At 69.2% G+C, this 25,822-nt stretch carries 26 protein-coding genes and 1 pseudogene; 14 read left to right on the forward strand and 13 right to left on the reverse strand.

Annotation, left to right across the window (positions count from 1 at the left end):
* Together AC3WQA_RS05390 and AC3WQA_RS05395 are read left to right on the forward strand one after the other, a co-directional pair.
* On the forward strand, positions 1-225 hold the full coding sequence (locus tag AC3WQA_RS05390; RefSeq protein ID WP_492674052.1) for a hypothetical protein: 225 nt from the start codon (positions 1-3) through the stop codon (positions 223-225).
* Positions 218-550 carry a single-stranded DNA-binding protein gene (locus AC3WQA_RS05395; protein WP_492674053.1) on the forward strand — a complete coding sequence of 111 codons (333 nt, stop codon included), beginning with the start codon at positions 218-220 and terminating at the stop codon, positions 548-550. The genes AC3WQA_RS05390 and AC3WQA_RS05395 overlap by 8 nt, the downstream gene beginning before the upstream one ends.
* A gap of 434 nt (positions 551-984) precedes the next feature.
* On the opposite strand, the gene ispH is transcribed toward AC3WQA_RS05395, so the two are convergent.
* From ispH to murJ, 5 genes are all read right to left on the reverse strand, one after another.
* The gene (gene ispH, locus AC3WQA_RS05400) at positions 985-1,944 is read right to left on the reverse strand and encodes a 4-hydroxy-3-methylbut-2-enyl diphosphate reductase (protein WP_492676323.1); all 960 of its coding nucleotides are present in this window, start codon (positions 1,942-1,944) and stop codon (positions 985-987) included.
* 62 nt (positions 1,945-2,006) lie between these two features.
* Positions 2,007-2,492: a signal peptidase II gene (gene lspA, locus AC3WQA_RS05405; RefSeq protein ID WP_492674054.1), complete on the reverse strand. Its 486-nt coding sequence runs from the start codon at positions 2,490-2,492 to the stop codon at positions 2,007-2,009.
* A 215-nt stretch (positions 2,493-2,707) separates the two neighbouring features.
* Positions 2,708-5,599, reverse strand: a complete 2,892-nt coding sequence (gene ileS, locus AC3WQA_RS05410; protein ID WP_492674055.1) for an isoleucine--tRNA ligase — start codon at positions 5,597-5,599, stop codon at positions 2,708-2,710.
* Positions 5,600-5,776: 177 nt separating this feature from the next.
* Positions 5,777-6,730, reverse strand: coding sequence for a bifunctional riboflavin kinase/FAD synthetase (locus tag AC3WQA_RS05415; protein ID WP_492674056.1), 954 nt, complete (start codon positions 6,728-6,730; stop codon positions 5,777-5,779).
* Between the two features lie 27 nt (positions 6,731-6,757).
* Positions 6,758-8,365 carry a murein biosynthesis integral membrane protein MurJ gene (gene murJ, locus AC3WQA_RS05420; protein WP_492674057.1) on the reverse strand — a complete coding sequence of 536 codons (1,608 nt, stop codon included), beginning with the start codon at positions 8,363-8,365 and terminating at the stop codon, positions 6,758-6,760.
* Positions 8,366-8,558: 193 nt separating this feature from the next.
* On the opposite strand from murJ, the gene rpsT reads away from it, so the two are divergent.
* Positions 8,559-8,822: a 30S ribosomal protein S20 gene (gene rpsT, locus AC3WQA_RS05425; RefSeq protein WP_492674058.1), complete on the forward strand. Its 264-nt coding sequence runs from the start codon at positions 8,559-8,561 to the stop codon at positions 8,820-8,822.
* A 186-nt stretch (positions 8,823-9,008) separates the two neighbouring features.
* Here the strand turns inward: rpsT and radA are convergent, their stop codons facing one another.
* The gene (gene radA / locus AC3WQA_RS05430; RefSeq protein WP_492674059.1) at positions 9,009-10,385 is read right to left on the reverse strand and encodes a DNA repair protein RadA; all 1,377 of its coding nucleotides are present in this window, start codon (positions 10,383-10,385) and stop codon (positions 9,009-9,011) included.
* Between the two features lie 62 nt (positions 10,386-10,447).
* Positions 10,448-11,872 carry a M20 family metallopeptidase gene (locus tag AC3WQA_RS05435; RefSeq protein ID WP_492674060.1) on the reverse strand — a complete coding sequence of 475 codons (1,425 nt, stop codon included), beginning with the start codon at positions 11,870-11,872 and terminating at the stop codon, positions 10,448-10,450.
* A gap of 98 nt (positions 11,873-11,970) precedes the next feature.
* Between AC3WQA_RS05435 and AC3WQA_RS05440 the strand changes: the two genes are divergently transcribed.
* The 8 genes from AC3WQA_RS05440 to AC3WQA_RS05475 all read left to right on the forward strand — a co-directional run bounded on the left by AC3WQA_RS05440 (position 11,971) and on the right by AC3WQA_RS05475 (position 19,497).
* Positions 11,971-12,447 carry an SET domain-containing protein gene (locus AC3WQA_RS05440; RefSeq protein ID WP_492674061.1) on the forward strand — a complete coding sequence of 159 codons (477 nt, stop codon included), beginning with the start codon at positions 11,971-11,973 and terminating at the stop codon, positions 12,445-12,447.
* A gap of 6 nt (positions 12,448-12,453) precedes the next feature.
* Positions 12,454-12,996, forward strand: a complete 543-nt coding sequence (locus AC3WQA_RS05445; protein WP_492674062.1) for a GNAT family N-acetyltransferase — start codon at positions 12,454-12,456, stop codon at positions 12,994-12,996.
* Positions 12,997-13,081: 85 nt separating this feature from the next.
* Positions 13,082-13,768 carry a response regulator gene (locus tag AC3WQA_RS05450; protein ID WP_492674063.1) on the forward strand — a complete coding sequence of 229 codons (687 nt, stop codon included), beginning with the start codon at positions 13,082-13,084 and terminating at the stop codon, positions 13,766-13,768.
* Positions 13,765-15,171: a sensor histidine kinase gene (locus AC3WQA_RS05455; RefSeq protein WP_492674064.1), complete on the forward strand. Its 1,407-nt coding sequence runs from the start codon at positions 13,765-13,767 to the stop codon at positions 15,169-15,171. The genes AC3WQA_RS05450 and AC3WQA_RS05455 overlap by 4 nt, the downstream gene beginning before the upstream one ends.
* Positions 15,172-15,321: 150 nt before the next feature.
* A complete protein-coding gene (locus AC3WQA_RS05460) occupies positions 15,322-16,728 on the forward strand; it encodes an efflux transporter outer membrane subunit (protein ID WP_492674065.1) in 1,407 nt (468 codons plus the stop codon).
* The gene (locus AC3WQA_RS05465; protein ID WP_492674066.1) at positions 16,728-17,858 is read left to right on the forward strand and encodes an ABC transporter permease; all 1,131 of its coding nucleotides are present in this window, start codon (positions 16,728-16,730) and stop codon (positions 17,856-17,858) included. The genes AC3WQA_RS05460 and AC3WQA_RS05465 overlap by 1 nt, the downstream gene beginning before the upstream one ends.
* A complete protein-coding gene (locus AC3WQA_RS05470; RefSeq protein WP_492674067.1) occupies positions 17,855-18,598 on the forward strand; it encodes an ABC transporter ATP-binding protein in 744 nt (247 codons plus the stop codon). The genes AC3WQA_RS05465 and AC3WQA_RS05470 overlap by 4 nt, the downstream gene beginning before the upstream one ends.
* Positions 18,595-19,497 (forward strand): efflux RND transporter periplasmic adaptor subunit, encoded by a 903-nt coding sequence (locus AC3WQA_RS05475; protein WP_492674068.1) that lies wholly within the window; start codon positions 18,595-18,597, stop codon positions 19,495-19,497. Before AC3WQA_RS05470 ends, AC3WQA_RS05475 begins: the two co-directional genes overlap by 4 nt.
* 24 nt (positions 19,498-19,521) lie before the next feature.
* On the opposite strand, the gene pmbA is transcribed toward AC3WQA_RS05475, so the two are convergent.
* Entirely contained in the window at positions 19,522-20,892 is a 1,371-nt protein-coding gene (gene pmbA / locus AC3WQA_RS05480) for a metalloprotease PmbA (protein WP_492676324.1), read from the reverse strand.
* Positions 20,893-21,005: 113 nt separating this feature from the next.
* On the opposite strand from pmbA, the gene AC3WQA_RS05485 reads away from it, so the two are divergent.
* Positions 21,006-21,245, forward strand: coding sequence for a DUF1653 domain-containing protein (locus AC3WQA_RS05485; RefSeq protein WP_492674069.1), 240 nt, complete (start codon positions 21,006-21,008; stop codon positions 21,243-21,245).
* A gap of 16 nt (positions 21,246-21,261) precedes the next feature.
* The gene (yjgA, locus tag AC3WQA_RS05490) at positions 21,262-21,807 is read left to right on the forward strand and encodes a ribosome biogenesis factor YjgA (RefSeq protein WP_492674070.1); all 546 of its coding nucleotides are present in this window, start codon (positions 21,262-21,264) and stop codon (positions 21,805-21,807) included.
* On the opposite strand, the gene AC3WQA_RS05495 is transcribed toward yjgA, so the two are convergent.
* The 4 genes from AC3WQA_RS05495 to lgt form a co-directional block, all read right to left on the reverse strand.
* Positions 21,779-22,207 carry an NUDIX domain-containing protein gene (locus tag AC3WQA_RS05495; RefSeq protein WP_492674071.1) on the reverse strand — a complete coding sequence of 143 codons (429 nt, stop codon included), beginning with the start codon at positions 22,205-22,207 and terminating at the stop codon, positions 21,779-21,781. The two genes, yjgA and AC3WQA_RS05495, sit on opposite strands and share 29 nt — an antisense overlap.
* On the reverse strand, positions 22,204-22,692 hold the full coding sequence (locus AC3WQA_RS05500; RefSeq protein ID WP_492674072.1) for a dihydrofolate reductase: 489 nt from the start codon (positions 22,690-22,692) through the stop codon (positions 22,204-22,206). The genes AC3WQA_RS05495 and AC3WQA_RS05500 overlap by 4 nt, the downstream gene beginning before the upstream one ends.
* Before the next feature lie 252 nt (positions 22,693-22,944).
* Entirely contained in the window at positions 22,945-23,760 is an 816-nt protein-coding gene (locus AC3WQA_RS05505; protein WP_492674073.1) for a thymidylate synthase, read from the reverse strand.
* Positions 23,760-24,644, reverse strand: coding sequence for a prolipoprotein diacylglyceryl transferase (gene lgt, locus AC3WQA_RS05510; RefSeq protein WP_492674074.1), 885 nt, complete (start codon positions 24,642-24,644; stop codon positions 23,760-23,762). The genes AC3WQA_RS05505 and lgt overlap by 1 nt, the downstream gene beginning before the upstream one ends.
* A gap of 146 nt (positions 24,645-24,790) precedes the next feature.
* On the opposite strand from lgt, the pseudogene AC3WQA_RS05515 reads away from it, so the two are divergent.
* Positions 24,791-25,219, forward strand: a pseudogene (locus AC3WQA_RS05515) (alpha/beta hydrolase family protein); the annotation flags it as partial.
* An 82-nt stretch (positions 25,220-25,301) separates the two neighbouring features.
* Here AC3WQA_RS05515 and AC3WQA_RS05520 read toward each other — a convergent pair.
* Complete coding sequence (locus AC3WQA_RS05520) at positions 25,302-25,763, reverse strand: hypothetical protein (RefSeq protein WP_492674075.1); 462 nt, start codon at positions 25,761-25,763, stop codon at positions 25,302-25,304.
* Positions 25,764-25,822 lie beyond the last annotated feature (59 nt).

Raw genomic sequence — 25,822 nt, forward strand, 5'->3', positions numbered from 1 at the left:
ATGACCAGTGCCGAGCGCGCCCGCGCGTACCGGCGACGGCGGCAGGCCCGCAAGCGCCTCGCCATGTGCTCGCCGGGCGACGCCGCCTTGCCGGCGCTGCTGCTTGAGCTGCGCGACGCGGTGAAGGCCGGCGACGTCGCCGAAGTGCAGCGCTTCACCGATGAACTGCTGCACCGCGCTGCCGTGAACCGTTACGCATCACGAAAAGGAACCCGCCATGATTGACGCACTGCTGAGCGGCAGACTCGCCGCCGAGCCGAAGGAAGGCACGGCCAGCAACGGCAACCGCTACGCCACCGCGCGCCTGCACGTCGCCGCCGGGGCGGAAGACCGCATCACGGTGTCCGTGATTGCCTTCGACGCCGTCACCGTGGCCGGGCTGCTGGCGCTCAAGCCGGGCGAGGCGGTGACGCTGGCCGGCGAGCTGACCCCGAAGGTCTGGACGGACAAGGACGGCAACGCGCGGCCATCCCTGGACATGAAGGCGCATGCACTGCTGACCCCGTACCACGTCCAGCGCAAGCGGCAGGCGATGGCCGGCGCGGCGTGACGGCTGAAACAGGCCCGAGTAGCCGCTAGCCGGCGCGTAAACAACGCCTGAAAACGCTGCGACTCGCTTCGCTGCTATCAGCGAGGAACACCCGGCATCGCAAAGTGCGGCGAAGTGCGACACCAGTAAACTGCTGCGATCTAGTGTTTCCCGCGCCATCGCGCGTGAGGCAAAGGTTTCCGCAGTCACCACGCGCGCGGCGTCCGGGTTTCTGCAACCCCAAAAGGCGAGCCTGAGAACAGGGCGGAACAAGCGGGCGATGGTGGGGCGTCGCGCCAGTTTGGGGGTAACTTTGGGGGTAGGACGGCCATCGCGCCTTCGTCAGATGGCATGACGTTGCGGCCTACCACGGGTTATTCCATGCCTGTTTCCGCACCATCGAACACACCAAAGGCCCGCAATGCGGGCCTTTGGTGTATCCGGGCATCGCGATTTCAGGAGAGCGCCGGCCCGGCATCGACCAGGCGCAATTCCTTGGGCAGGGCAAAGGTGATGGTTTCGCGCTCGCCGTCCAGTTCGCGCACTTCACCGGCACCCCAGGCCTGCAGCTGGGCGATCACGTCGCGTACCAGCTTCTCGGGGGCGGAGGCGCCGGCGGTAAGGCCGATGTGTTGCACGCCTTCGAGCCAGGCGCGGTCGATATGCTCGGCGCCGTCGATCAAGTAAGCGGGCCGTCCCTGCTTGGCGGCCAGCTCGCGCAGGCGGTTGGAGTTGGAGCTGTTGACCGAGCCCACCACCAGCATCACGTCCACCGCGTCGGCGAGGCGGCGCACGGCGTCCTGACGATTCTGCGTGGCGTAGCAGATGTCGTCCTTGCGCGGGCCGTCGATGGCGGGGAATTTCTCGCGCAGCGCGGCGATCACCGCCTTGGTGTCGTCCACCGACAGCGTGGTCTGGGTGACGTAGGAGAGCGTCGCGGGCTGCCTTGGCGTGAGGCGACCCACGTCCTCCACTGACTCCACCAGCATGATCTGGCCGCTGAAGGCGGGATTCCACTGCCCCATCGTGCCCTCCACCTCGGGATGGCGGGCGTGGCCGATCAGTACCACGCTGCGCCCCAGCCGGCCCAGTCGCGCGACTTCCATGTGCACCTTGGTGACCAGCGGACAGGTGGCGTCGAACACCTTGAGGCCGCGCTGCCCGGCTTCCTCCCGCACGTCCTTGGAGACGCCGTGGGCGCTGAAGATCACGATGGCGCCGTCGGGTACTTCGGCGAGTTCCTCCACGAACACCGCGCCGTCATGGCGCAGCTTGTCCACCACGTAGCGATTGTGCACCACCTCGTGGCGCACGTAGATCGGCGCGCCGTAGGACTCCAGCGCACGCTGGACGATGGCGATGGCACGGTCGACGCCGGCGCAGAAACCGCGGGGATTGGCGAGCAGGATGTCCATGGGCATGCCGCAATTATCGCACGTCGCTCCGGGAGCCCGGATGATTTCTGCTGACCGGACTGCTAATCCTTCCCGCCGAACATGCCGAATGCCACCAGCATCACCGCACCCACCGTAACGCCGCAGTCGGCCACGTTGAACACCGGGTAGTGCCAGTCGCGGAAATACACGTCGATGAAGTCGGTGACCGCCGCCGCATGCAGGCGGTCGATCAGGTTGCCGATGGCGCCGCCGACGATGAGCGCGAGCGGCAAGGCGGTGCGCCAATCGCGCCGCGGCGTGCGTGCCAGCCACACCACCAGCACGACACTGATGACGACGGCCAGCGCCACGAACAGCCAGCGCTGCCAGCCGTCGGCGTGCCCGAGGAAGCTGAAGGCGGCGCCGGGGTTGTAGACCAGCGTCCAGTTGAGGAAACCCGGGATGGCCGGATGCGGCAGGCCAGCCGGTTGCAGCGCAGCCACCGCCCACCACTTGCTGAGCTGGTCGAGGGCGATGAGCAAGGCCGAAAGCAGCAGCCAGGGAAGCGCGTTGGGTTTGGTGGTCATGCAATGACTCTCAAGATGGATTCCCTTCTCCCTTCGGGAGACAAATCGGCAGGATGGCCAATTTGACGGCGTCGCCGCCCGGAAGGTGAAGCACAGGGCTGTGCTGAATGCAGGTGCCAGGCAGGGCGGTGAGGGTTCGGCTCGTATCGGCGCACCGCAAGTACCGAACCCTCACCCCACCCCCTCTCCCGGCGGGAGAGGGGCTCCACAAAGCCTCAGAACCAGCGACGCGTCTCGCCCGGGCCTTCGACGTTGTCCACGCAGCGCCCACAAAGTTCCGGGTGGTCGGCGTGGCTGCCCACGTCATCGCGGCGGTGCCAGCAGCGCACGCACTTGGCGGCCTCGCTGACCGTGGCCGACACCCAGGCTTGCGCACCATCCAGCGCCACTGCCTCGGCACCTGCCGGTGGCGCATCCGCTCCGCCGAGCGCCGCCTCGGAAGTGATGAAGAAGAAGCGCAGCTCCTCGGCCGAGCCGGCATAGCGTGCCACGGTGGCGGCGTCGGCGTGGATGGCGAGCCTGGCCTCCAGCGCCGCGCCAATGGCACCACCCTTGCGCATGGTTTCCAGCACGCGGGCGCCGGTCTCGCGGATGGCGAGCAGGTCGCCCCACCAGCGGCGCTGCTCGGGCGAGCCTTGCGTGGCGGCGAGGCCGTCATACCAGGTTTCCAGCAGCACGCTGTCGCCATGCTTGCCGGGCAGTTCGCGCCAGATTTCCTCGGCGGTGAAGGCGAGGATCGGCGCCAGCCAGCGCACCAGCGCCTCGGCGATGCGATACATCGCACTTTGCGCGCTGCGCCGGCCGTGGCTGTCGGTCGGCATGGTGTAAAGCCGATCCTTGGTGATGTCGAGGTAGAGCGCACCCATCTCGTTGGTGCAGAAATTCTGCACGCGCGCCACCACCTCGGGGAAGTCGTAGCGCTCGTAGGCGGCGACCACCGCCTGCTGCACGTCGTACGCCTGCTGCACGGCCCACTGGTCCAGCGGCAGACTGTCTTCCACCTTCACCAGATGTTGCGCGGGATCGAAGCCGTCGAGATTGCCGAGCAGGAAGCGCGCGGTGTTGCGCAGGCGACGGTAGCCGTCCGACACGCGCTTCAGGATCTCGTCGGAGACACTCATCTCGTTGCGATAGTCGGCCGAGGCCACCCACAGGCGCAGCACGTCGGCGCCCAGCGTGCCCATCACCTTCTGCGGCGCCACCACGTTGCCCAGCGACTTGGACATCTTGCGGCCCGAGGCATCCACGGTGAAGCCGTGGGTGAGCACGTCGTCGTAGGGCGCGCGGCCGTGGATCGCCGCCGAGGTGAGCAGCGAGGACTGGAACCAGCCGCGATGCTGGTCGGAGCCTTCCAGGTACATCACCTTGTATTCGTGCGCACTGCCCTGCTGCAGTTCGGGGCGCTGGCCAACCACGGCGAAGTGGGTGACACCGGAGTCGAACCAGACGTCGAGCACGTCGGTGACCTTGTCGTAATCCTTCGCCGTATCGCCCAGCAGTTCGGTGGCATCGAGGTCGTACCAGGCGTCGATGCCGCCCTGCTCCACTTTCTTCGCCACCTGCTCCAGCAGCGCCACGGAATCCGGGTGCGGCTCCTGCGTGGCCTTGTGCACGAACAGCGCGATCGGCACGCCCCAGGTGCGCTGACGGCTGATGCACCAGTCCGGCCGCCCGGCGACCATGCCGGCGATGCGTTCCTCGCCCCAGCCCGGCACCCAGCGCACATCCTTGATGGATTTGAGTGCCGTGGCGCGCAGGCCGGCCTGCTCCATGCCGATGAACCACTGCGGCGTGGCGCGGAAGATCACCGGCGTCTTGTGCCGCCAGCAGCAGGGGTAGCTATGACTGATCTCGGCATGTGCCAGCAGCACGCCGCGCGCGCGCAGCAGTTCCACCACGGCGCCGTTGGCCTTCCACACGTGCATGCCGGTCAAGTCGAGCTCGCCGACCTTGGGCGTGCCATCGCGGTAGGTGCCGCGGCCGTCGATGTAGTTCAAAAGGCCGATGCCGTTGTCGCGTGCGACGAGGAAGTCCTCCACGCCATGGTCGGGCGAGGTATGCACCGCGCCGGTGCCGTCCTCGGCACTGACGTGCTCGCCGAGGATCACCGGGACGATGCGCTCGTAGAATGGGTGGTGGAGCTTCACGCCGTTGAGCGCATTGCCGACGGCATGCCCCTGCACTCTCCCCTCTCCTGCCCTTTGGGCACCCTCTCCCGGAGGGAGAGGGGAATAGCGTGCGAGCGCCTTGTCGACCAGCGCACTGGCGATCACCAGCAACACACGCTTGCCGTTGCGTGCTGGCCCTTCCACCAGCGCGTATTCCAGTTCGGCGCCCAGCGCCACCGCCTGGCTTTCCGGCAGCGTCCACGGCGTGGTGGTCCAGATCGGGATGGACACGATGGCATCGCCGGCGTCCACGCCGAATCTCGCAGCCAGCGCCTTGGCATCCACCGCATCGTAGGCCACGTCCACCGCCGGCGAGCTCTTGTCGCCGTATTCGATCTCGGCCTCGGCCAGCGCCGAGCCGCAGTCGAAGCACCAGTACACCGGCTTGGCACCGCGCACCACGTGGCCGTTGGCGACGATCTTCGCCAACGCGCGCAGCATGTCGGCCTCGTACTTGAAATCCTTGGTGCGGTAGGGGTGCTCCCAGTCGCCCAGCACACCCAGGCGCTTGAAGCCGGCGCGCTGCGCATCGATCTGCTCGTCGGCGTACTCGCGGCATTTTTCGCGGAAGGCGCGCGCGTCGAGCTTCTCGCCCGGCTTGCCGAATTTCTTCTCCACCGCAATCTCGATGGGCAGGCCGTGGCAGTCCCAGCCCGGCACGTAGGGCGCGCGATGGCCGGCGAGCAGCTTGGAGCGCACCACCATGTCCTTGAGGATCTTGTTGACGGCATGGCCGATGTGGATGGCGCCGTTCGCGTAGGGCGGGCCGTCGTGCAGCACGAAGGCACGCTCGCGCTGCGCGGTGGCCTGCTGGATCTGCTGGTAGCGCCCGGCCTTTTCCCAGTCGGCCAGCCAGCCCGGCTCGCGCTTGGGCAGGTCGCCACGCATCGGGAAATCCGTCTGCGGCAGGTTGATCGTGCTCTTGTAATCCGTGCTCATCGGGTGCCTCGGTGGTTTCACCCCGGGCCCGACTGGCCCAGGGCGTCATGTGGCCGCCCACCGCGCGCGGCGGCAGGCGCACGCGCTGCGGGCGGTGCCTTCAAATAATAATGACGATGGCCGCAGGCGCGGGAGCGCATTCGCGGCGGGAAAGCAGCTGGTTTTTCTCGCGGTATGTCATGCGCGGGCCAGGATCGGATTCATGCCCAGGATCGCCCGGGCCGAGCGCGCATCATGATCCATCTGCGCTTTCAGCGCATCCAGGTCGCTGAATTTCTGCTCGTCGCGCAGCTTGGCGACGAACTCCACCGCCATGCGCTGGCCGTAGAGGTCGCCCTCGAAATCGAACAGATGGGTTTCCAGCAGCGGCGCGCCGACCTGGTTCACCGTGGGCCGCACGCCCAGGCTGGCCACGCCGGGCCAGCTGCATTCGCCCTCGCCCAGCCCCACGCGCACGGCGAAGATGCCCTGCACCGGACTGACCCGCTGACGCAGGGGCATGTTGGCGGTGGGGAAACCCAGCGTGCGGCCGAGCTGGTTGCCGTATTCCACCCTGCCCTCGATCACGAAGGGCCGGCCCAGCAGCGGCGCCGCCGCGGCGAAGTCGCCCGCGCCCAGCAGCGTGCGGATACGGCTGGCGGACACCCGTTCGCCCTCCAGTTGCACCGCCGGCATGGTGCGCGCGGCGAAACCCAACTCCGCACCCATCCGCCCCAGCAGCGCCACGTCGCCGGCGCGGCCGTGGCCATAGCGAAAATCCGCCCCCACCCATACCTCGCGCGCGGCCAGCCGCTCCACCAGCACGCGGCGCACGAAATCCTCGGCCGCCATCGCGGTGAGCGCGGCATTGAAGCGCAGCAGCAAGGCCTGCTCGATACCAGCGGCAGCAAAACCCGCCAGTTTTTCGCGTGTGCTGGAGATGCGCGGCAGCGGTGCCTTGGCGAAATACGCCCGCGGCAGCGGCTCGAAACTCACCACCGTCGGCACGGCGCCCAGCGCCGCGGCGCGCACGCACACCTCGGCCAGCAAGGCCTGGTGGCCCCGATGCAAGCCATCGAACGCGCCCACCGCCACCACGCTGCCTGCCGGCGCCAGGCACGGGCCGGCGACATCTCGGGAGAGATTCATCATCGCGGCAGTATATCGGGCGAGCCCGCCTCAACCCACCCGCAAGTCACGCAGCCGGAAGCCCAGCGCAAACAGCACCGCCACGTAACTGGCCCCGCCCACGACCACCAGCGCCGTCAGGCGCCAGACCCGGATGAGCGTGCCGACATGGTTCCAGTTCGGCCACAGCCAGCGGCCCAGCAGCAGCACCGCCACCATCGCCGCGCAAGCCACGACCAGTCGTGTCCAGTGCCGCAACCAACCCGGTTGCCGCTGGTACACGCCGGCGGCCTTCAGCCAATGCCACAACAGCGCAAAGTTGAGATAGCTGGAAACCGCGCTGGCGATACCCAGCCCCAGGTGCAGGCCGGGCACCTGGGCGATGCCGGCCAGCCAGCCACCCCCACGCACGCCGACCGGCGCCCACAGCACGTACAGCAAGGCGATGAACAGACCATTGCACAGCATGTTGACCACCAGCGCCGCCACCCCGGCCCGCACCGGCGTGCGGGTATCCTGCCGCGCGTAAAACGCCGGCAGCAGCACCTTCACCAGCGCGTAGGCCGGCAAGCCGCAGACCAGCGCCACGATGGAAAGCGTGGACATGTGCGTGTCGAAGGCGTTGAAGCGGCCATGCTGGAACAGCGTGGACACCAGCGGCCCGGCAAGGATCAGCAAGGCACACATCGCCGGCACGGCAATCAGCAAGGTGAGCCGCAGTCCCCAGTCCAGCGCGCGCGAAAAGCCCGCTCGATCCGTGCTGACGTGATGACGTGACAAGGCCGGCAGCACCACCGTGCCCAGCGCCACGCCGAACACGCCCAGCGGCAGTTCGAGGAAGCGCGTGGAGAGCGACAGCCAGCTCTGCGAGCCGGTGACCAGCAGCGAGGCGATCACCGTGTCCAGCAAGAGGTTGATCTGCGCCACCGAGGAGCCGAACAGGGTCGGCACCATCAGCTTCAGGATGCGCTTCACCTCGGGGTAGGCCCAGCCCCAGCGCGGCCACACCAGCAAATCGAGCTTGCCCAGCGCGGGCAGCAGGAACAGCACCTGCAGCACGCCCGCCGCCAGCACCGCCCAGCCCATCGCCATGATCGGCACGGCCAGATGCTTCGACAACCACAGCGCGCCGACGATCATGCAGAGGTTCAGGATCACTGGCGCCAACGCCGGCAGCGCGAAATGGTGGAAGCTGTTCAGCGCACCGGCCGCCAGCGCGGTGATCGACACGCAGAGCAGAAACGGAAAGGTGAGCCGCAGCAGGTCGATGGTGAGTTCGAGCTTGTCCGGCTCGTTCAGCGCCCCCGGCTCGAACACCGTGGCCAGTTGCGGCGCGAAGACCAGGCCCAGCGCGGTGATGGCGAGCAGCACCACCCCCAGCGTGCCGGAGACGCGCGCCATCAGCCGTTGCAGATCCGCATGCGTGCCCCGCTCCTTCACCTCGGTGAACACCGGTACGAAGGCGGTGGAGAACGAGCCCTCCGCGAACAGCCGGCGCATGAAGTTGGGGATACGGAAGGCCACCCAGAACGCATCGGTGACCGCGTTGGCGCCGAACACCGCGTTCAGCGACATGTCGCGCACGAGCCCAAGCACGCGCGACACCATGGTCATGCTGCTGAAGGAGAGCAAGCCACGGAACATGCTGGGTGACTTCATGCCGGAACGACATCCCGATCGGCGAACGAGGGCGCACAGTCTGACAGCCGCCGCTGGCAAGATCACGGCCCGTGCATGACCGTTCACGGGCGCGGCGCCGCTGACAGTTGGCCGCACGCTTGACGCAAGCGCACTCTGACAGCATAATTCGCCTCTTTCTTCAACCCGCAACCCGCGATTCGGGAGTTCTACCTTGGCCAACATCAAGTCCGCGAAGAAGCGTGCGCGCCAGTCTGAGCAGCGCCGCCTGCGCAACATCAGTGCCCGTTCCATGGTGCGCACCGCACTGAAGAAGGTCGTCAAGGCCATCGAGGCGAAGAACAAGGCTGCCGCCGTGGAAGCCTTCGCCGCTGCCCAGCCGGTGATGGATCGCTACGCCTCGCGTGGCCTGATCCACAAGAACAAGGCCGCCCGCCACAAGAGCCGCCTGAACGCGAAGATCCGCGAACTGGCGTAAGCCGGTTTCATCGCGCGTCACGAAAAAGCCGGCCTTGGCCGGCTTTTTTGCGTGCTTGCTCGGCTCCCCTCCCACGCTTGCGGGGGAGGGGCTGGGGGAGAGGGTGCCGCCGATCACCCCAGCCTCGATGCAAGTCCGCACCCTCTCCCCCAACCCCTCTCTCGAAGGGAGAGGGGAGCAAGGCGCTCAGCGGCAGGCGTCGATCGCCTCCACCAGACGCTCCACGCCGATCACCTCCAACTCGCCCACGCGGCCGGACTTGGGCGCGTTCGCCTTGGGCACGATGGCGCGGCGGAAGCCGTGGTGCGCAGCCTCCTTCAGGCGTTCCTCGCCGTTCGGCACCGGGCGGATTTCGCCGGACAGGCCCACCTCGCCGAAGGCCACGGTTTTTTCCGGCAGCGGCCGGTCACGCAGGCTGGAGAGCACGGCCAGCAGTGCCGGCAGGTCCACCGCCGTCTCCTGCACGCGGATGCCGCCCACGATATTGATGAACACGTCCTGGTCGTAGGCGGCCACGCCGCCGTGCCGATGCAGCACGGCCAGCAGCATGGCGAGGCGGTTCTGCTCCAGCCCCAGCGCCACGCGGCGCGGATTGCCCAGCGAGGATTGATCCACCAGCGCCTGTACCTCGACCAGCAGCGGCCGCGTACCTTCGCGCGTCACCATCACCGCGCTGCCCGGCGTGGGGCCGGCATGCGCGGAAAGGAAGATCGCCGACGGATTGGGAACCTCGCGCAGCCCCTTGTCGGACATCGCGAACACGCCCAGTTCGTTCACCGCGCCGAAGCGGTTCTTGAAGGCGCGCAGCACGCGAAAGCGCGAACCCGACTCGCCCTCGAAATACAGCACCGCGTCCACCATGTGCTCCAGCACGCGCGGGCCGGCGATGCCGCCCTCCTTGGTGACGTGGCCGACCAGGAACACGCTGGTGCCGGTTTCCTTGGCATAGCGCGTGAGTTTGGCCGCCGATTCGCGCACCTGCGACACCGAACCCGGCGCCGCGGTGAGCAGCTCGGTCCAGATGGTCTGGATCGAGTCGATCACCAGCACGCGCGGGCGCGCCGCCACGGCCTGTTCAAGAATGCGCTCGATGCAGGTTTCGGCCAGTGCCCGCAGGGGTTCCAGCGGCAGCCCCAGACGCTGCGCGCGTGCCGCCACCTGCGCCAGCGATTCCTCGCCGGTGACGTAGACGCTGGGCAGTGCGGCGCCCAGCGTGCCCAGCATCTGCAGCAGCAGGGTGGACTTGCCGATGCCAGGATCGCCGCCCACCAGCACCACCGAACCGTCGACCAGGCCGCCGCCCAGCACGCGATCCAGCTCGCCGATGCCGGTCTGCGAACGCACCTCGGCGCTCGCCATCACCGCGGTGAGCGGTGTCACCTGCGGCGCCCCCGCGGCCTTGCCCGCATAGCCACCGCGCGCCGCACCGGCCGATTTCACCGCCGGTTGCAGCACGATCTCGGACAGCGTGTTCCATGCGCCACATTCCACGCAGGAGCCCTGCCACTTCGGATGCTCGGCGCCGCACTCGGTGCAGACGTAGGCGGTCTTGGCCTTGGCCATGAAAAGCTCCTTCTAAGGTGTCCGCACCAGCTTGACCGGCCGCCGTCGCAAGGCCTGATACGTCAGCCCTTGGCGCCTTGCGCGTAATGCTTCGCCACCACCTCGGCCACCACGGCGGTGACGTGCTTGCCGGTGGGAATGTGCAGGAACTCGTTGGGGCCGTGCGCGTTGGAGTGCGGGCCGAGCACGCCGGTGATGAGGAACTGCGCCTTGGGGAATTTCTCGCCCAGCATGCCCATGAACGGGATCGAGCCGCCTTCGCCCATGTAGGTGGCCGGCGCGCCGAACTGGTGCTGCGAGGCCTCGGTCACCGCCTGCTCCAGCCACGGCGACAGCGCCGGCGCGTTCCAGCCGCTGCCATCCTTTTCCAGGTCGAAGGTGACGGTGGCGCCGTAGGGCGGGTCTTTTTCCAGGAGTTGCTTGAGGAACTGGCCGGCGGCCTTGGCGTCCAGCGTGGGCGGCACGCGCAGGGAAAGCTTCACCGCGGTGAACGGGCGCAGCACGTTGCCGGCGCTGTCCAGCGGCGGGATACCGCCGATGCCGGTCACCGCCAGCTGCGGACGCCAGGTGCGGTTCAAGACCAGCTCGGGCAGCTCCTTGGTCACCGGCTGCATGCCTGCGGCCCAGGGGAACTTGCTGTAGATGTCGGTACCCAGCACCGCCGCCGCGTGCTGGGCCTGCTGCACGCGTTGGGCGGGGATCTCGACGTAGAGCTCCTTCGGCTTGATCGCGCCGGTTTCCGGGTCTTCCAGCCGGGAGAGGATCTCGCGCAGGATGCGGAAGCTGGACGGCACCACGCCGGAGGCGTCGCCCGAGTGCACGCCCTCGTCCAGCACCTGCACGGTGAGGTTGCCGCCGGTCATGCCGCGCAGCGAGGTGGTGAGCCAGAGCTGCTCGTAGTTGCCGCAGCCCGAATCCAGGCACACCACCAGCGAGGGATTGCCGATGCGGCTGGCCAGGTGATCCACGTAGAACGGCAGGTCGTAGCTGCCCGACTCCTCGCAGGCCTCGATCAGCACCACGCAGCGCGCGTGCGGAATGCCCTGTTCCTGCAGCGCCAGCAGCGCCGCCAGCGAGCCGAAGATCGCGTAGCCGTCGTCGGCGCCGCCACGGCCGTAGAGCTTGTCGCCCTTCAGCACCGGCGTCCACGGGCCCAGGCCTTCCGCCCAGCCGGTCATTTCCGGCTGCTTGTCGAGGTGGCCGTACAGCACCACGGTGTCGTCGCCCTGCCCCGGCACCTCGATATAGATCAGCGGGGTGCGACCTTCCAGCTCCAGCACCTCCAGCGTGGCGCCCGGCAGCGCGGCCAGCTTGGACTTGGCCCAGTCGCCCATCAGCTTCACCGCCGCGTCCATGTGGCCATGCGCCTTCCACTCCTTGTCGAACATCGGCGACTTGTTGGGGATGCGGATGTAGTCCACCAGCTTGGGCACGATCTCGTCGTCCCACAGCTTGCCGACGAAACGGGAAAGGCGGGCGGTATCCATGACAGCTCCAGAGCGTGGGAAAGACCGTCATTCTAGCAAGCCGCCGCGCCTGCCCCCGCCTGCCCTACACTGGCGCCCTTTCGCTCGCCAGTCGCACCATGATCCTGCCGCGCTACCACATCGCCCCTTCGCGCATTGCCGGCGCCGGCAAGGGCTTGTTCCTCGACGAAGCCGCGCGCGCCGGCAGCATCCTCGCCGCGCCCGACCAGATCGACCGCACCTGGCGCGAAACCGAGCTGGCCGGGCCGGACATGGCGCAGCTGAAGTACGCCAGCGCGCGCTGGTTCGAGGATCGCTACACGGTGTCGCCGGACTGGCCGGACGAGTGCTACATCAACCACAGCTTCGCGCCCACCGGCCTGTGGCACCTTGGCTTCGTGTTCGCGCTGGCCGACCTGCCGGCCGGCGGCGAGATCACGGTGGACTATCGCCACCTGCTGCCACCCGGCGAGGCCGAGGATTTTTCCGACGCGGTCACCGGGGCGGCGATCGTCGGCTGGTCCTGGGCCGAAAGCCTCGCCACCAGCACCCATGCCCTGCTCAAACTGCTCGGTGGCACGGCGCATGCATCCTGATTCGCCATGATCGCCATCCCCACCCTCGAAACCGCGCGACTGCGCCTCACCGCCCTGGCCGAGCGCCACTTCGACGACTACGCCGCCATGCTGGCCGATCCGGAAAGCACCCGCTACGTCGGCGATGGGCAACCGCTGGATCGCGCCAGCGCCTGGCGCTCACTGGCCATGCTGCTGGGCCACTGGCAGCTGCGCGGCTACGGCATGTGGGCGCTGGAGCTGAAGGATACGGGCGACTTCATCGGCCGCGCCGGCCTGATGCGCCCGGAAGGCTGGCCCGATCTCGAACTGGGCTGGATGCTCAAGCCCGAACACCGCCACCACGGCTACGCCACCGAGGCGGGCGAGGCGGCACTGGCCTTCGCCTGGCGCCACCTGCACGCGCCGCGCGTCATCAGCCTGATCCGCAGCGGCAACGACGCCTCCGACCGCGTGGCTGGACGGCTGGGTGGCGAACACGTCGATGACCTGACGTTTTTTGGCAGTGACACCCGCGTGTTCGCCTACTACCCGCCCCACCGCGAGCCGCACCGCGTCGCCTGCGGCTGAGCGCCGGCCACACCGCTGAACCGCCAGGCGGGCAAGTCGTGGCAAGCTAACGTTTTCGCCACCCGTGCCCAAGGGCTCCAGACACATGCGCATCCTGCTGGCCGAAGACGACGCCTCCATCGCCAATGGCGTGGGCACCGCATTGCGCCATGGCGGCCACGCGGTGGATCACGTGGCCAGCGGCCAGTTGGCCGACGCCGCGCTGCGCGACCACGACTACGACCTGCTGGTGCTCGACCTGGGCCTGCCGCAACTGGACGGCAGCGAGGTGCTGCGTCGGCTGCGCGCCCGCGGCACCGGCGTGCCGGTGCTGGTGGTGACCGCGCGCGACGCCCTGGATGAGCGCATCCGCGTGCTCGACCTCGGTGCCGACGACTACCTGGTCAAACCCTTCGCGCTGGCCGAGTTCGAGGCGCGCGTGCGCGCCCTGCTGCGCCGATCCAGCAGCCAGGGCGTACCCGAACTGAGGCTGGGCCGGTTGCGGCTCGACCTGCCCGGCCACCGCGCCTGGGTGGACGAGGCGCCGCTGGAGCTCACCGCGCGCGAATTCGGCCTGCTCGAAGCGCTGGCCAGCCGCGCCGACCGCGTCACCAGCCGCGCGCAACTGGTGGAGGCGCTGTGCAGCTGGGACGAGGAGCTCACCGACAACGGCCTGGACATCGCCATCCACCGCCTGCGCCGCAAGCTGGAAGGCAGCGGCACCGGTGTGCGCACCATCCGCGGCCTGGGCTACCTGCTCGAAGAAGCCGGCGAGGACGGCAGCCGCCCATGAGCCACCATCCCGCCCGCCGCCCCAGCCTGCGCCGGCGCCTGCTCGGTTTCCTGCTGATCCCGGTGGCGGTGCTGCTGCTGCTGGACATCGCGCTCACCTACGGCGTGGCGCTGGGCTACTCCAACCACGTGCACGACCGCGACCTCGGCAACGACGCGCTCACGCTGGCCAAGATGATGAGCAGCGAGCAACTGGGCGGCGAGCTCTCGCCACAGGCGCGTTTCCTGCTGCAGTACGACCCCACCGGCGAAGGCTATTTCAGCATCGTCAGCAGCCAGCGCGGCCTGATCGCCGGCAATGCGCACCTGCCGCGCCCGGCCGTGGTGCCGGCGCCCGGGGCGCCGCCCGTGTTGACGGCGATGCAGATGGGCCGCCGCCCGCTGCGCGCGGCCACGCTGAGCATGCGATCAGCCAACCACCCGCACGACACCCTCGTCATCACCGTGGCCGAGACCCTGCACGTCCGCCACGCGCAGGCGCGCAGCATCCTGGTGCTGGCCATCCTCACCCAGTCGCTGCTGATCGTCTGCACGCTCTTGCTGGTGTGGTTCGGCGTCAGCCACGGCCTGCGCGTGCTCGACCCGCTGACCCAGCGCCTCGCCCGCCGCAGCCACGAACTCACCCCGATCGGCGGGCCGGACGTGCCGCAGGAAATCCTGCCGCTCACCCGCACCATCGACGCGCTGTTCGCCCGCCAGCGCAGCATGCTGGCGCTGCACGACCGCTTCATCGCCGATGCGGCCCATCAGCTGCGCACGCCGCTCACCGGTCTGGGCCTGCAGGTGGAGCACGCACTGGAAACCAGCGACCCCGCCGCCATGCGCGAGGCGCTGGGCCATATCCAGCGGCTCACCCGGCGCACGGCGCGCACCACCGCCCAACTGCTCGCCCTGACCCGCGCGCAGTCGCCGGCCACGGACACCGCCGAACTGCGGGCGATCGACCTCACCCGGCTGATCCCCGAGGCGGTGGCGCAGCGCGTGCACGAGGCGCTGGTGGCCGGCATCGACCTTGGCTACGACGGCCCTGAGCAGGCGCTAAGCATCCTCGGCCATGCTGCCAGCCTGCATGACCTGCTCGACAACCTCATCGACAACGCGCTGCGCTACGCCGGCCGCGGCAGCATCGTCACCGTCAGCGTGCAAGCGCTGGCGGGCGGTGGCGCCGCGCTGGCGGTGGAAGACAACGGCCCCGGCGTGCCGCCGGAGCTGCTGTCCCGGCTCAGCGAGCGTTTTTTCCGCGCGCCGGGAACCAACGAGGAAGGCAGCGGTCTGGGTCTGGCCATCGTGCAGCGCATCGCCGAGCGCCATCACGCCGAGGTGGTCTACCAGCTGGGCGAGGAGCGCGGCCTGCACGTGGAGGTGCGGTTTCCCCCGCATGCCGGCGCGGCAGCCATCGACTGATCCACCGGCGTGCCTGTCGGCCGCGCCTTGCGCCCTGTATCCTTGGCCAGATACGCACGGTCGCGTGCCGCCCTGCCCCCACTCTACGAATTGACCGTGGCACCACTCCTTGCGCCTTCCTCGCCTCCCGCCAACGCCATGGATTCCGGCATGAGCCGGACCATCCGCCACGTCCGTGCCGCCCTGCTGGCCGCCGGCATCGTGCTCGCCGGCTGCTCGGTGGAGATGCCCCGGCTCGATCCGCCGATCCCGGCGCAGTGGCAGCACGCGCTCGCTGCGCAGGCCGCCACCCCCGCCGATCTGCGCAGTTGGTGGCGCGTGTTTGGGGATACCGCGCTGGACGCCCTGGTCGAACAAGCGCTGGCGAACAACCTCGACGTGGCGCAGGCCGTCGAACGCTGGCGCGCCGCACGCACCCTGCAGCGCCATGCGGGCGCGCCCTACCTGCCCTCGCTCAAGGCCAGCACCAGCCAGGCCATCGACCCCGACGCCAGCGCCTCCTTCCTGATGGCCGGCTTCGACGCCAGCTGGGAGTTCGGCCTGTTCGGCCGCCACCAGGGGGCACAGCGCGAAGCCCGCGGCGCGCTGGAGGCCAGCCAGGCTGACCTGCAGGCCGCGCGCGTGTCGCTGGTGGCCGAGGTGGTGCGCAACTGGATCGAGCTGCGCACCGCCCAGGCCCAACTGCAACAGCTGCAACAGATCGCCGAGCTGCGCGTCCGGCAGCACGCCCTGCTGGCCACCCGCCGACGCCTGCGCCTGGCACCGGCCAGCGCGGTGGCACAGGCCGCCGCCGCGGTCGCCCAGGCGCAAGCCGCCCTCGCCGAGCCGCGCCAGGCCATCAACCAGGCCGCGCAACGGCTGGCCGTGCTCACGGGCCAGAACCACCCCGATCCCGCATGGCTCAAGGGTGGCCCGATGCCGCAACTGGGTGCCTGGCGCCTGCCCGGCGCGCCGGCCGAGCTGTTGCGCACGCGCCCCGAGATCGCCCACGCCGAGGCCGAGGTGCTGCGCGCCGCCGGCGAACTGGGCGTGGCCCATGCCGACCGCTTCCCAAATCTGGGTCTGGGCGCGTCCATAGTCTGGTCCACCGACCTCAACAACAACCGCAAGCACACCGTCTCCAACGGCCTGGCTTCGGTCGGCCCGATGTTCGACATCCCGCTGTTCGACTGGGGCCTGCGCAAGGCCAACGAACACGCCAAGTCGCATGAGCTGAAAGCCGCCGTGCTGGGTTACCGGCAAGCCGTGCTCGAAGGCGTGGGCGAGGTGGAAACCGCGCTGGGCACGCTGGGCGCGCAGGCGCAGCGCGCGCAGGCCAGCCTCGCCGCATGGCAGGCGTTGCAGCAGGCGCAGCGCGCCACGCAAACCCGCGTAAGGCTCACGCTGGACAGCCCGCTCGCGCTCACCGACAGCCAGCTGGCCGTCGACCAAGCCGCCATCGACCTGCTCGACGCGCGCGCCAGCCAGAGTCTCGCCTACGTGGCCTTGTTCAAGGCCCTGGGCGGCGCGCCGCTGCCCGCCGACGCAGCAGCACATGCAACCGGAGCGCCACGCTGATGGTGGCGCTGGCGCGCAAGACGCTCATCTACGAGTGGCGGCGCTTCCTGCCCGCCATGCTCGCGGTAGGCTTTACCGGCCTGCTGCAATTGCTGCAGCTCGCCCTGGTGCTGGGCATCTTCGGCGCCACCAGCGTGTACATCACCGGCGCCAGCGCCGACGTGTGGATCGGCTACCCCGGCACCCAGAGCGTAGGTTCCGGCCGCACCATCGACGCCGGCGTGGAAGCGCGCGTGCTGATGGATCCCGCCGTCACCCGGGTCGAACCCTACCTGTGGGTGGATGGCGACTGGCGCGGCGCGACCGATACCGGCGGCGTGTCGGTGTTCGTCTCCGGCATCGACCCGGATGCGCACGGCCTGATGTTCGCCAAGTCGCTGACGCCCGCGCTGCGCGCCCGCCTGGCCGAGCCCGACGCGGTGATCGTGGACCGCGCCGACCTCGACAAGCTCGGCGTGGCGCCCGGCCAGAGCGCCACCATCAACGGCCACCGCGTGCGGGTGATGGGCGTGAGCCAGGGCTTGCGCGGGCTGGGCGGCATCAACGTGATCGCCTCGCTGGACACCGCGCGCCAGCTCGACACCGACGCCGCCGACAACGGCCCCACCTACCTCGTCGCCAAACTGCGCGACCCCAGCCAGGCCGCCCAGGTGGCGCGGCGTCTGCGCGGCGACACCGCCTTCGGTCCGTACACCACCTGGAGCGCCGCCGACTTCGCCCGCCGCTCGGTGCGCTACTGGCTGTTCGACACCGGCGCTGGCGCCGGCGTGCTGTTCCTCGCCGGCATCGTGTTCCTGGTCGGCGCGGTCATCACCAGCCAGACCCTGATCGGCGCGGTGAACGGCTCGGTGCGCGAGTACGCCACGCTGAACGCGCTGGGTGTGGGCGTGGGCGCGCTGCGCAAGGTGGTGCTGGAACAGGCCTTCTGGGTGGGCGCACTGGGGCTCGCTGGCGCCGTGGTGCTGGGCGCCCTGCTGCTTGTCGCGGCGCGCAGCCAGGATGTGCCGGTGGTACTCAACCCGGCCGCCGCGCTGGCCTGCATCGTGCTGGTGATGGGTCAGGCCGCCGTCTCGGGCATGGCCGCCATGCGCAGCTTGCGCCGCATCGACCCGGCGACCCTGCTGCGATGAACGCGCCGCTCGCCAGCATCGACGCCACCGCCCCGGCCATCATGGCCGAAGGCGTGTGCAAGGCCTTCGTCTCCGGCAAGCTGCGCACCCAAGTGCTGAACGCGCTGTCGCTCAGCATCGCACCGGGCGAGCTCACCCTGATCTCCGGCCCTTCCGGCTGCGGCAAGAGCACCTTGCTCGCCATCCTTTCCGGCCTGCAAAAAGTGGACGCCGGCCGCGTCTGCGCGTTGGGCAGCGAGCTGGGCCAGCTCGACTTGCGCGCGCTGGAGCGCTTCCGCCTGCAACACACCGGCTTCGTGTTCCAGGGCTTCAACCTGTTCCCCGCGCTCACCGCGCTGGAACAGGTGGAGCTGCCGCTGAACCACCTCGGCCTGTCGCGCGGCGAGGCGCGCGAGCGCGCCCGTCTGTCGCTGGAGGAAGTGGGCCTGGCCCATCGCATCCGGCTGCGTCCGGCCGAGCTTTCCGGCGGCGAGAAGCAGCGCGTGGCAATCGCCCGCGCCCTGGCCAAGCGGCCCGAGCTGCTGTTCGCCGACGAACCCACCAGCGCGCTGGACGCCGCCAACGGCCAGATCGTGATCGACATTCTCCACACCATCGCCCACACCCACGGCACCACCGTGCTGTGCGTCAGCCACGACCCGCGTCTGGTGGCCCATGCCGACCGCGTGCTGGCGATGGAGGACGGCCGCATCCTCAGCGACCGTCGCCAGCGCGCCGCCACCAAGGAAACTTCGCCATGACATCGCTCGCGCGCCCCTGTGCCCTCGCGTTCGCGCTCGCTGCGCTCGCCGCCTGCTCGAAGCCGGCGGTGCCAGCCGGTGATGCACCAACGGCCAGTTACGCCGCCGTGGCCCGTGGCCGCATCGACATCGAAGGCGGCCAGCTGGCCTTGAGCGCATCGCGCGAAGGCACGCTGGTCAGCGTGGCCGTGCATGAAGGCGAGGCGGTGAAGGCCGGCCAGGTGTTGGCCACGCTGGACGCCCACCCCGCCCAGCTCGCGGTGGACGCCGCCCAGGCCCAACGTGAAGAGGCCCAAGCCAAGCTGGCGCTCGACGCCGTCAAGCAGACCGCCGCCCGGCAGCGCGCCGACCGCCTCGCGGCAGCGGTGGCCGCCGGCGCCGGCGACGGTCAGAGCGCGGACGACGCGCGCGAGGCCAGCGCCCAGCTCGGCGCCGAGCACGACGCCGATGTGGCCGCGCTGGCCATGGCCACGCAGAAACTCGCCGAGGCCAAGTACGAACTCTCCCTGCGCAGCCTGCGGGCGCCGCTCGATGCCACCGTGGTGCGCGTGCTGGCGCAACCAGGCGCCAGCGTGTCGCCCGGTTCCGGCGCACTGTTCAACCTGCTGCCGGACAAGCCGCGCATCGTGCGCGCGGAACTCAACGAGAGCTTCGTCGATGCGGTACAGCCAGGCATGCGCGCCGACGTGGTGAGCAATGACGCCAGCGAAAACCGCCACTGGGCCGCGCACGTGCTGCGCATCGGCCAGGTCTACGGCCCGGCCACGCTGGAGAACGATCCGCAGATCCGCGCCAACGCGCGCACGGTGGAATGCGTGCTGGCCTTCGATCAGCCGCAGCCGCAACTGCGCATCGGCCAACGGGTGATCGTGCGTTTCCTGCGCGACGACAAGCGCTGAAGGCGGCGCGCCGGCGCGGGCGACTCACTCGCCGGCCACGGTCATCCGGTCGAGCAGGATCGCGCCAGTGAGGATGTGCGAGCGCGGATCGACGTCCGTGCCGACGGCACGGATGCCGGCGAACATCTCGCGCAGGTTGGCGGCGATGGTGACGCCTTCCACCGGGTAGGCGATGGCGCCGTTCTCGACCCAGAACCCCGCCGCGCCGCGCGAGTAGTCGCCGGTGATGGTGCTGACGCCCTGCCCCATCACCTCGGTGACCAGCAGGCCGGTGCCCAGCCGCTGCAGCATGCCGGCGAAGTCGCTGGCCTCGCCATCGGCCGCGCCCGGCGCCACCACCAGGTTGTGGATGCCGCCGGCGTTGCCGGTGGAGCTGAGCCCCAGCTTGCGCGCCGAGTAGCTGCCCAGCACGTAGCGCGCCAGCACGCCACCCTCGATCAGCGCGCTGTCGACGGTGGCCACGCCCTCGGCGTCGAAATTGCCCGAACCCTGGCCGCGCGACAGGTGCGGACGCTCGTCGATGTGCAGCCACGCCGGCATGATCGCCTTGCCAACGTGATCGAGCAGGAAGCTGGCGCGGCGATACAGCGCACCACCGGACACCGCACCGACCAGATGCCCAACCAGGCCGCGCGCCAACTCCGGCGCGAACAGCACCGGGCATTCGCAGGTGGCGAGGCTGCGCGCGTCCAGCCGCGCCAGCGTGCGCTCGGCGGCCTTGTCGCCCAGCGCCTGCGCGCTCATGAAATCGTCCGCGCGACGCACGCTGTCGTACCAGTAATCGCGCTGCATGCGCTCGCCTTCGCCGGCGATCAGCGACAGCGACAGCGAATGCCGGCTGCCGCGCTCGCGGCCGACGAAACCGTGCGAGTTGGCGTATACCGACAGGCCCGTGCCGGTCTGCACGCTGGCGCCGTCGGAGTTGCTGATGCCCGCGTGCGCGCGGCCGGCCGCTTCGATGCGCTGGCCCAGCGCGATGGCCGCCGCCGTATCGATGGCCCAGGGATGCCACAGGTCGAGATCGGGGAAGCGGGTGGCCATGCGTTCGGCATCGGCCAGCCCGGCGCAGGGATCTTCCTCGGTGAATTTCGCGATGGCGCAGGCCTGCTCCAGCGTGGCCTGGATCGAGTCGGCATGCAGGTCGGCGGTGCTGGCCGAACCCTTGCGCCGACCGAAGTACACGGTGAGGCCGAAGCCGCGGTCGCGGGTGTGCTCCACCGTCTCCACCTCGCCCAGGCGCACGTTCACGCTGAGGCCGGTGTCGATGCTGGCGGCCACCTCGGCCGCGCTGGCGCCGGCCGCGTGGGCGCGGCGGATCACGTCCCCGGCCAGTTCGGCGAGGCGATCCAGCTCGGCGGCGCTGGCGTCGGCAGCACGGGGATGGACGGTGGCGATCTCGCTCACGGGAGGTTCCTGAAGGGCCAAACAGGTAGAATGCACGATCCACGTCGCGCCGTCTCCACATGGGGGCGATGCCACCTCCCCGCAACACCCCGCGGAGCCAGCCCATGACGGTCGTCCCCGGCCTCTATCGCCACTACAAGGGCCAGCGCTACCGCGTGCTGGGCACCGCGCTCCACAGCGAGACGGAAGAGGCATTGGTGGTCTACCAGGCCATGTACGGCGAGCGCGGCCTGTGGGTGCGCCCACTGGCCATGTTCACGGAAACCGTGGAGCTAGACGGCGAGCCCATCCCCCGTTTCGCGCTGGAAGAAACCCTGCCTTCCGCGTTCGACCCTCAGCCCTGATCCGGATACCGATACCGTGAGCCCCAGCCGCAGCCGCAACCAGACCGAGCTCGACGACGCCGACTACGGCCCCAGCCGCTCTCAGCAACGCCGCGAGGCGCTGGATGTGCTGGAGCTGGCCGGCCAGCTGGTGGAACTGCCGCCGACACGGCTGGCCAAGCTGGAGCTGCCCGACAACGTGCGCGAGGAGATCGCCAACGTGCGGCGCATCACCTCGCACGGGGCGCGCAAGCGCCAGCTCGCCTTCCTCGCCAAGCTGATGCGCCGCCACGAGGACGACGCCTTCGCCGCGGTGCGCGCCGCGCTGGGCGAGAATCGCGAGCGCCAGCGTCAGGAGACCGCCGCCATGCACCGGCTCGAAGCGCTGCGCGAGCGGCTCATGGGCGAGGACGGCGATGCGGTGCTCGCCGACCTGATCGCGCAGCATCCGGACGTGGATCGCCAGCACGTGCGCGCGCTGATCCGCCAGGCCCGGCTGGAGCAAGCCACGCCGAACAAGCCGCCACGCGCGTACCGCGAACTGTTCCAGTGGCTCAAGGGCCTGCCGGAAGACCAAGGCTGAGGCACAGCGCCCGGAGGATCTCCCGATCCGCCGGCGCCAGCGTGGCCGGCATCACCTCGGCCGGCAGGCACCATTGCAAGCCCTGTCCCTCCAGCCCCTGCGGCTCGCCTTGCCAGTGCGTCACCCGCCAGGCATCCAGCAAGAGTTCGCGCGCCGCGTAGCACCAGGGTACCTGCACCAGCGGCTCGGCCGCGAGCACCTGCACGCCAAGCTCCTCGTGCAGTTCGCGCCACAAGGCCTCGCGCGGCGTCTCGCCATCCTCGCGCTTGCCACCGGGAAACTCCCAGAACCCCGCGAGCTGCTTGCCTGCCGGACGTTCGGCCAGCAGCACGCGCCCCGCGCCGTCGCACAGGACACCGGCCAGCACGTGCAGCGGCGCAGCCATCACGGACAGGCTCACGCGCCGCGCACGTACTCGACCATGTCGAAGTCGTAGGCGTGCTGCGCATCCTTCTTGTGATGCACGCGCGACACTTCCGTCCACTCGCTGAAGTGCACGCCGGGGAAAAAGGTGTCGGCGCCCCCGATGGCCGCGTTCACCCAGGTCAGGTACAGGCGGCGCGCCAGCGGCAGCGTCTCGCGGAACACCATGCCGCCACCGATCACCAGCAGGCCGGAATGGCCGCAGCGCGCCTGCGCCTCCTCGATGGAGCGCACGGTGACCTGGCCCGGATACGGTGCCTCATGGCGGCGCGACAGCACCAGGTTGTGCCGGTTTGGCAGCGCCTTGCCGATGGAGACGGCGGTGTTGTAGCCCATCAATACGTAGCGTTCGAGCGTGAGCTGCTTGAAATGGCGCAGGTCGTCGGGCAGGTGCCAGGGCAGCTTGCCCTTGCTGCCGATGGCGAAGTTCTCGTCGAGTGCGGCGATCAGCGAAATGGCCATCGGGATTCCTTGCGTGACAGGCGGGCATCGGGGGCGGAACAGGCCGCCCGGTTATGCCTTGATTGTAGCGAGTGGTGGGCTCGAGGGCGCGTGGAGTCGAGCAAGGGCCGCCTTGTCTTTGTTCCGGCAAGGGCTCCTGCCCTGGCCGGAACTCGCCCGGTTCGGCCAAGCCGAATCGGGCTCCGCCGTGCTTGCGCGGCGACGATCCATCCATGGATCGTGGCGGTGTAAGCGGCTGCCTGCGGCAGCCGCTTACACCGCCACGGGCGCCTTGATCGCCGGATGCGGGTCGTAGCCCTCGATGGCGATGTCCTCGTAGCGGAAGTCTTCCAGCGCGCGCACATCCGGATTCAGCACCAGGCGAGGCAGGGCCCGTGGTTCACGCGTCAATTGCAGGCGCGCCTGCTCCAGGTGGTTCGCATACAAGTGGGCATCGCCCAGCGTGTGCACGAAGTCGCCCACCCCCAGACCGCACACCTGCGCCACCAGATGGGTGAGCAGCGCATAGCTGGCGATGTTGAACGGCACGCCGAGGAAGATGTCGCCGGAGCGCTGGTAGAGCTGGCAGCTGAGCTTGCCCGCCTGTCCTGCGCCCGCCGAAGGGGCCACGTAGAACTGGAACAGCGTGTGGCAGGGCAGCAGCGCCATCTTCGGCAGCTCGCCCACGTTCCATGCACTCACGATCAGCCGGCGCGAATCGGGGTTGCGGCGGATCTCGTCCACCACCTGGCGGATCTGATCCACCGCGCCGCCATCGGCGGTGGGCCAGCTGCGCCACTGCTTGCCATACACCGGGCCGAGGTCACCGTTGGCGTCGGCCCATGCGTCCCAGATGCTGACACCGTGCTGCTTGAGGTAGGCGATGTTGGTGTCGCCCTGCAAGAACCAGATCAGCTCGTGCACGATGGACTTCAGGTGCAGCTTCTTGGTGGTGAGCAGCGGAAAGCCTTCGTTCAAATCGAAGCGCATCTGCCAGCCGAACACGCTCTGCGTGCCGGTGCCGGTGCGATCCATCTTCGCCGTGCCGTGTTCCAGCACATGGCGCAGCAGGTCGAGGTAGGCGCGCATCAGGCTTGCCCTTCCGCCAACGGCAACACCGGCGCGCGGCGCGACATCCACAGCATCCACAGCCCGGCCACGATCAGCGGCAGCGAGAGGATCTGGCCCATCGTCAGCCAACCGAAGGCGAGGTAGCCGAGCTGGATGTCGGGCAGGCGCACGAACTCCACCGCGAAGCGGAAGCTGCCGTACATCAGCGCGAACAGGCCGCCGACGAGATAACGCCGGCGCGGCTTCATCGACACCAGCCACAGCACGGCAAACATCACGATGCCTTCCAGCGCCAGTTCGTACAGTTGCGAGGGCTGGCGCGCCAGCGCGCCCCACTGCTGCAGTTGCGCCTGCCAGGCCGGGTGCGCGGCGGCATAGGCCACGTCCTCGCCATGCGCATTGGGGAAGATCATGCCCCACGACAGTTGTGTGGGCTTGCCCCACAGCTCGCCGTTGATGAAGTTGCCCAGCCGGCCCAGGCCCAAGCCAATGGGCACCAGCGGGGAGACGAAATCCACCGTATCCATGAAGTGCAGCTTGTGCCGGCGCGACCACCACAAGCCGGCCGCCAGCACGCCGAGCAGGCCGCCATGGAAACTCATGCCGCCGTCCCACACGCGGAACAGGGCCAGCGGATCGGTCCAGATCCAGCGCAGGCCGCCGGCGTAGTAGAACAGCATGTAGCCGATGCGGCCGCCCACAATCACGCCCATCATCGCGTAGAAGAACAGGTCGCTCACCGCGTCGCGGCTCACCGGCAATCGCCCCTTGCGGCGGCGGTATTCGCCCAGCGTCGCGGCGGCGAAGAAGCCGGCCAGGTACATCAGCCCGTACCAGTGCACCTGCACCGGGCCGAGGTGGAAGGCGACGGGATCGATCTGGACGACGTAGGGAATGCTCATGCCTGCCGCGCAGTGTCAGGTGAAACGCGCAGTGTAGCCGAGCCGCCTGATCGCCACAGCCGGCAAGCTCCTGCAGCAGGCACGCATGAGACCACGCCACAGACCCCGCGCTCCGCTGCGCCCGCGACAACAGCGCCAGCTTCGGCGGCTACTTCGCGCTGATGCAGCCCATCGTCGCGCCCGGCCTGTACAAATGCGCGATCGACTATGCCAGCGTCTCCGACTGGAGCATCGGGATGGAAAGCAGCGACACCAGCCACTTCGCCGGTGGCTTGCGCTACTTCGCGACGGCCATCGGCGACAAGGCGACGGCGCAGGCCATCTCCCCGCTGTACATGCTCGACCGTTTCAACGTGCCGGTGCTGATCGCGCACGGCGAGAACGACCCGCGCGTACCCTTCCGCAACGCCACTGCGCTGCACGCCGCGCTGGACAAGGCCGGCAAGCCCTACGTCTGGCTGAGCAAGCCCAAGGAAGGCCACGGCTTCTACACCGAGCACGACCGCACCGACCTGTACCAGCACATGCAGGACTTCCTCGCCAAGTCCCTCGGACAGGGCACCGGCGGGCACTGAGCCTTGCAGCCAGCCCAAGAAAAACCCCGCGTCGCAAGGCGGCGCGGGGTGGATTTGGCGGGACGAGCCGGTGTGCGGGCGGTCAGTTGCCGTCGTAATCGTCGCCGTCGTCGCGCACGTAGCGGGTGGAGGTGCCATCGTCGTAGACCACGGTGCGGGTGGTCACCACGCGGCGCGTCACTATCGGCGCGCTTTCGTATACCACCGGCGCACGCTGGTAGATCACGGACGGGTTGTCATAGACCACGGTGCGCGGCGCCAGCGCATCGCTGACCAGGCCAGCCACGGCGCCGGTGACGATGGCGCCGGCGATCCAGCGGCCGCCGCTCCAGTAGCCGCCATGGCGGTAACCACCACCGCGGTGCCAGTCGTCGTGGTCGTGATCCCAGCCGTGGCGCCAGCCACCGTCATGACCCCAACCGCCGCCACGGCCCCAATCGCCACCATGCCCCCAACCGTGCGCGGAGGCGCTCAGCGGCATCGCCGCCGCAGCGGCCACAGCCAGGCCGATGGCCAGAAACTTCCCTACATTGCGCTTGGTCATGATGTTGGCTCCTCCGTTGGGGCGGGCTCGATGCTCGACTCGAAACGCTTAATCGGCAC

It is taken from the genome of Rhodanobacter sp. FW106-PBR-R2A-2-24 (assembly GCF_058789615.1).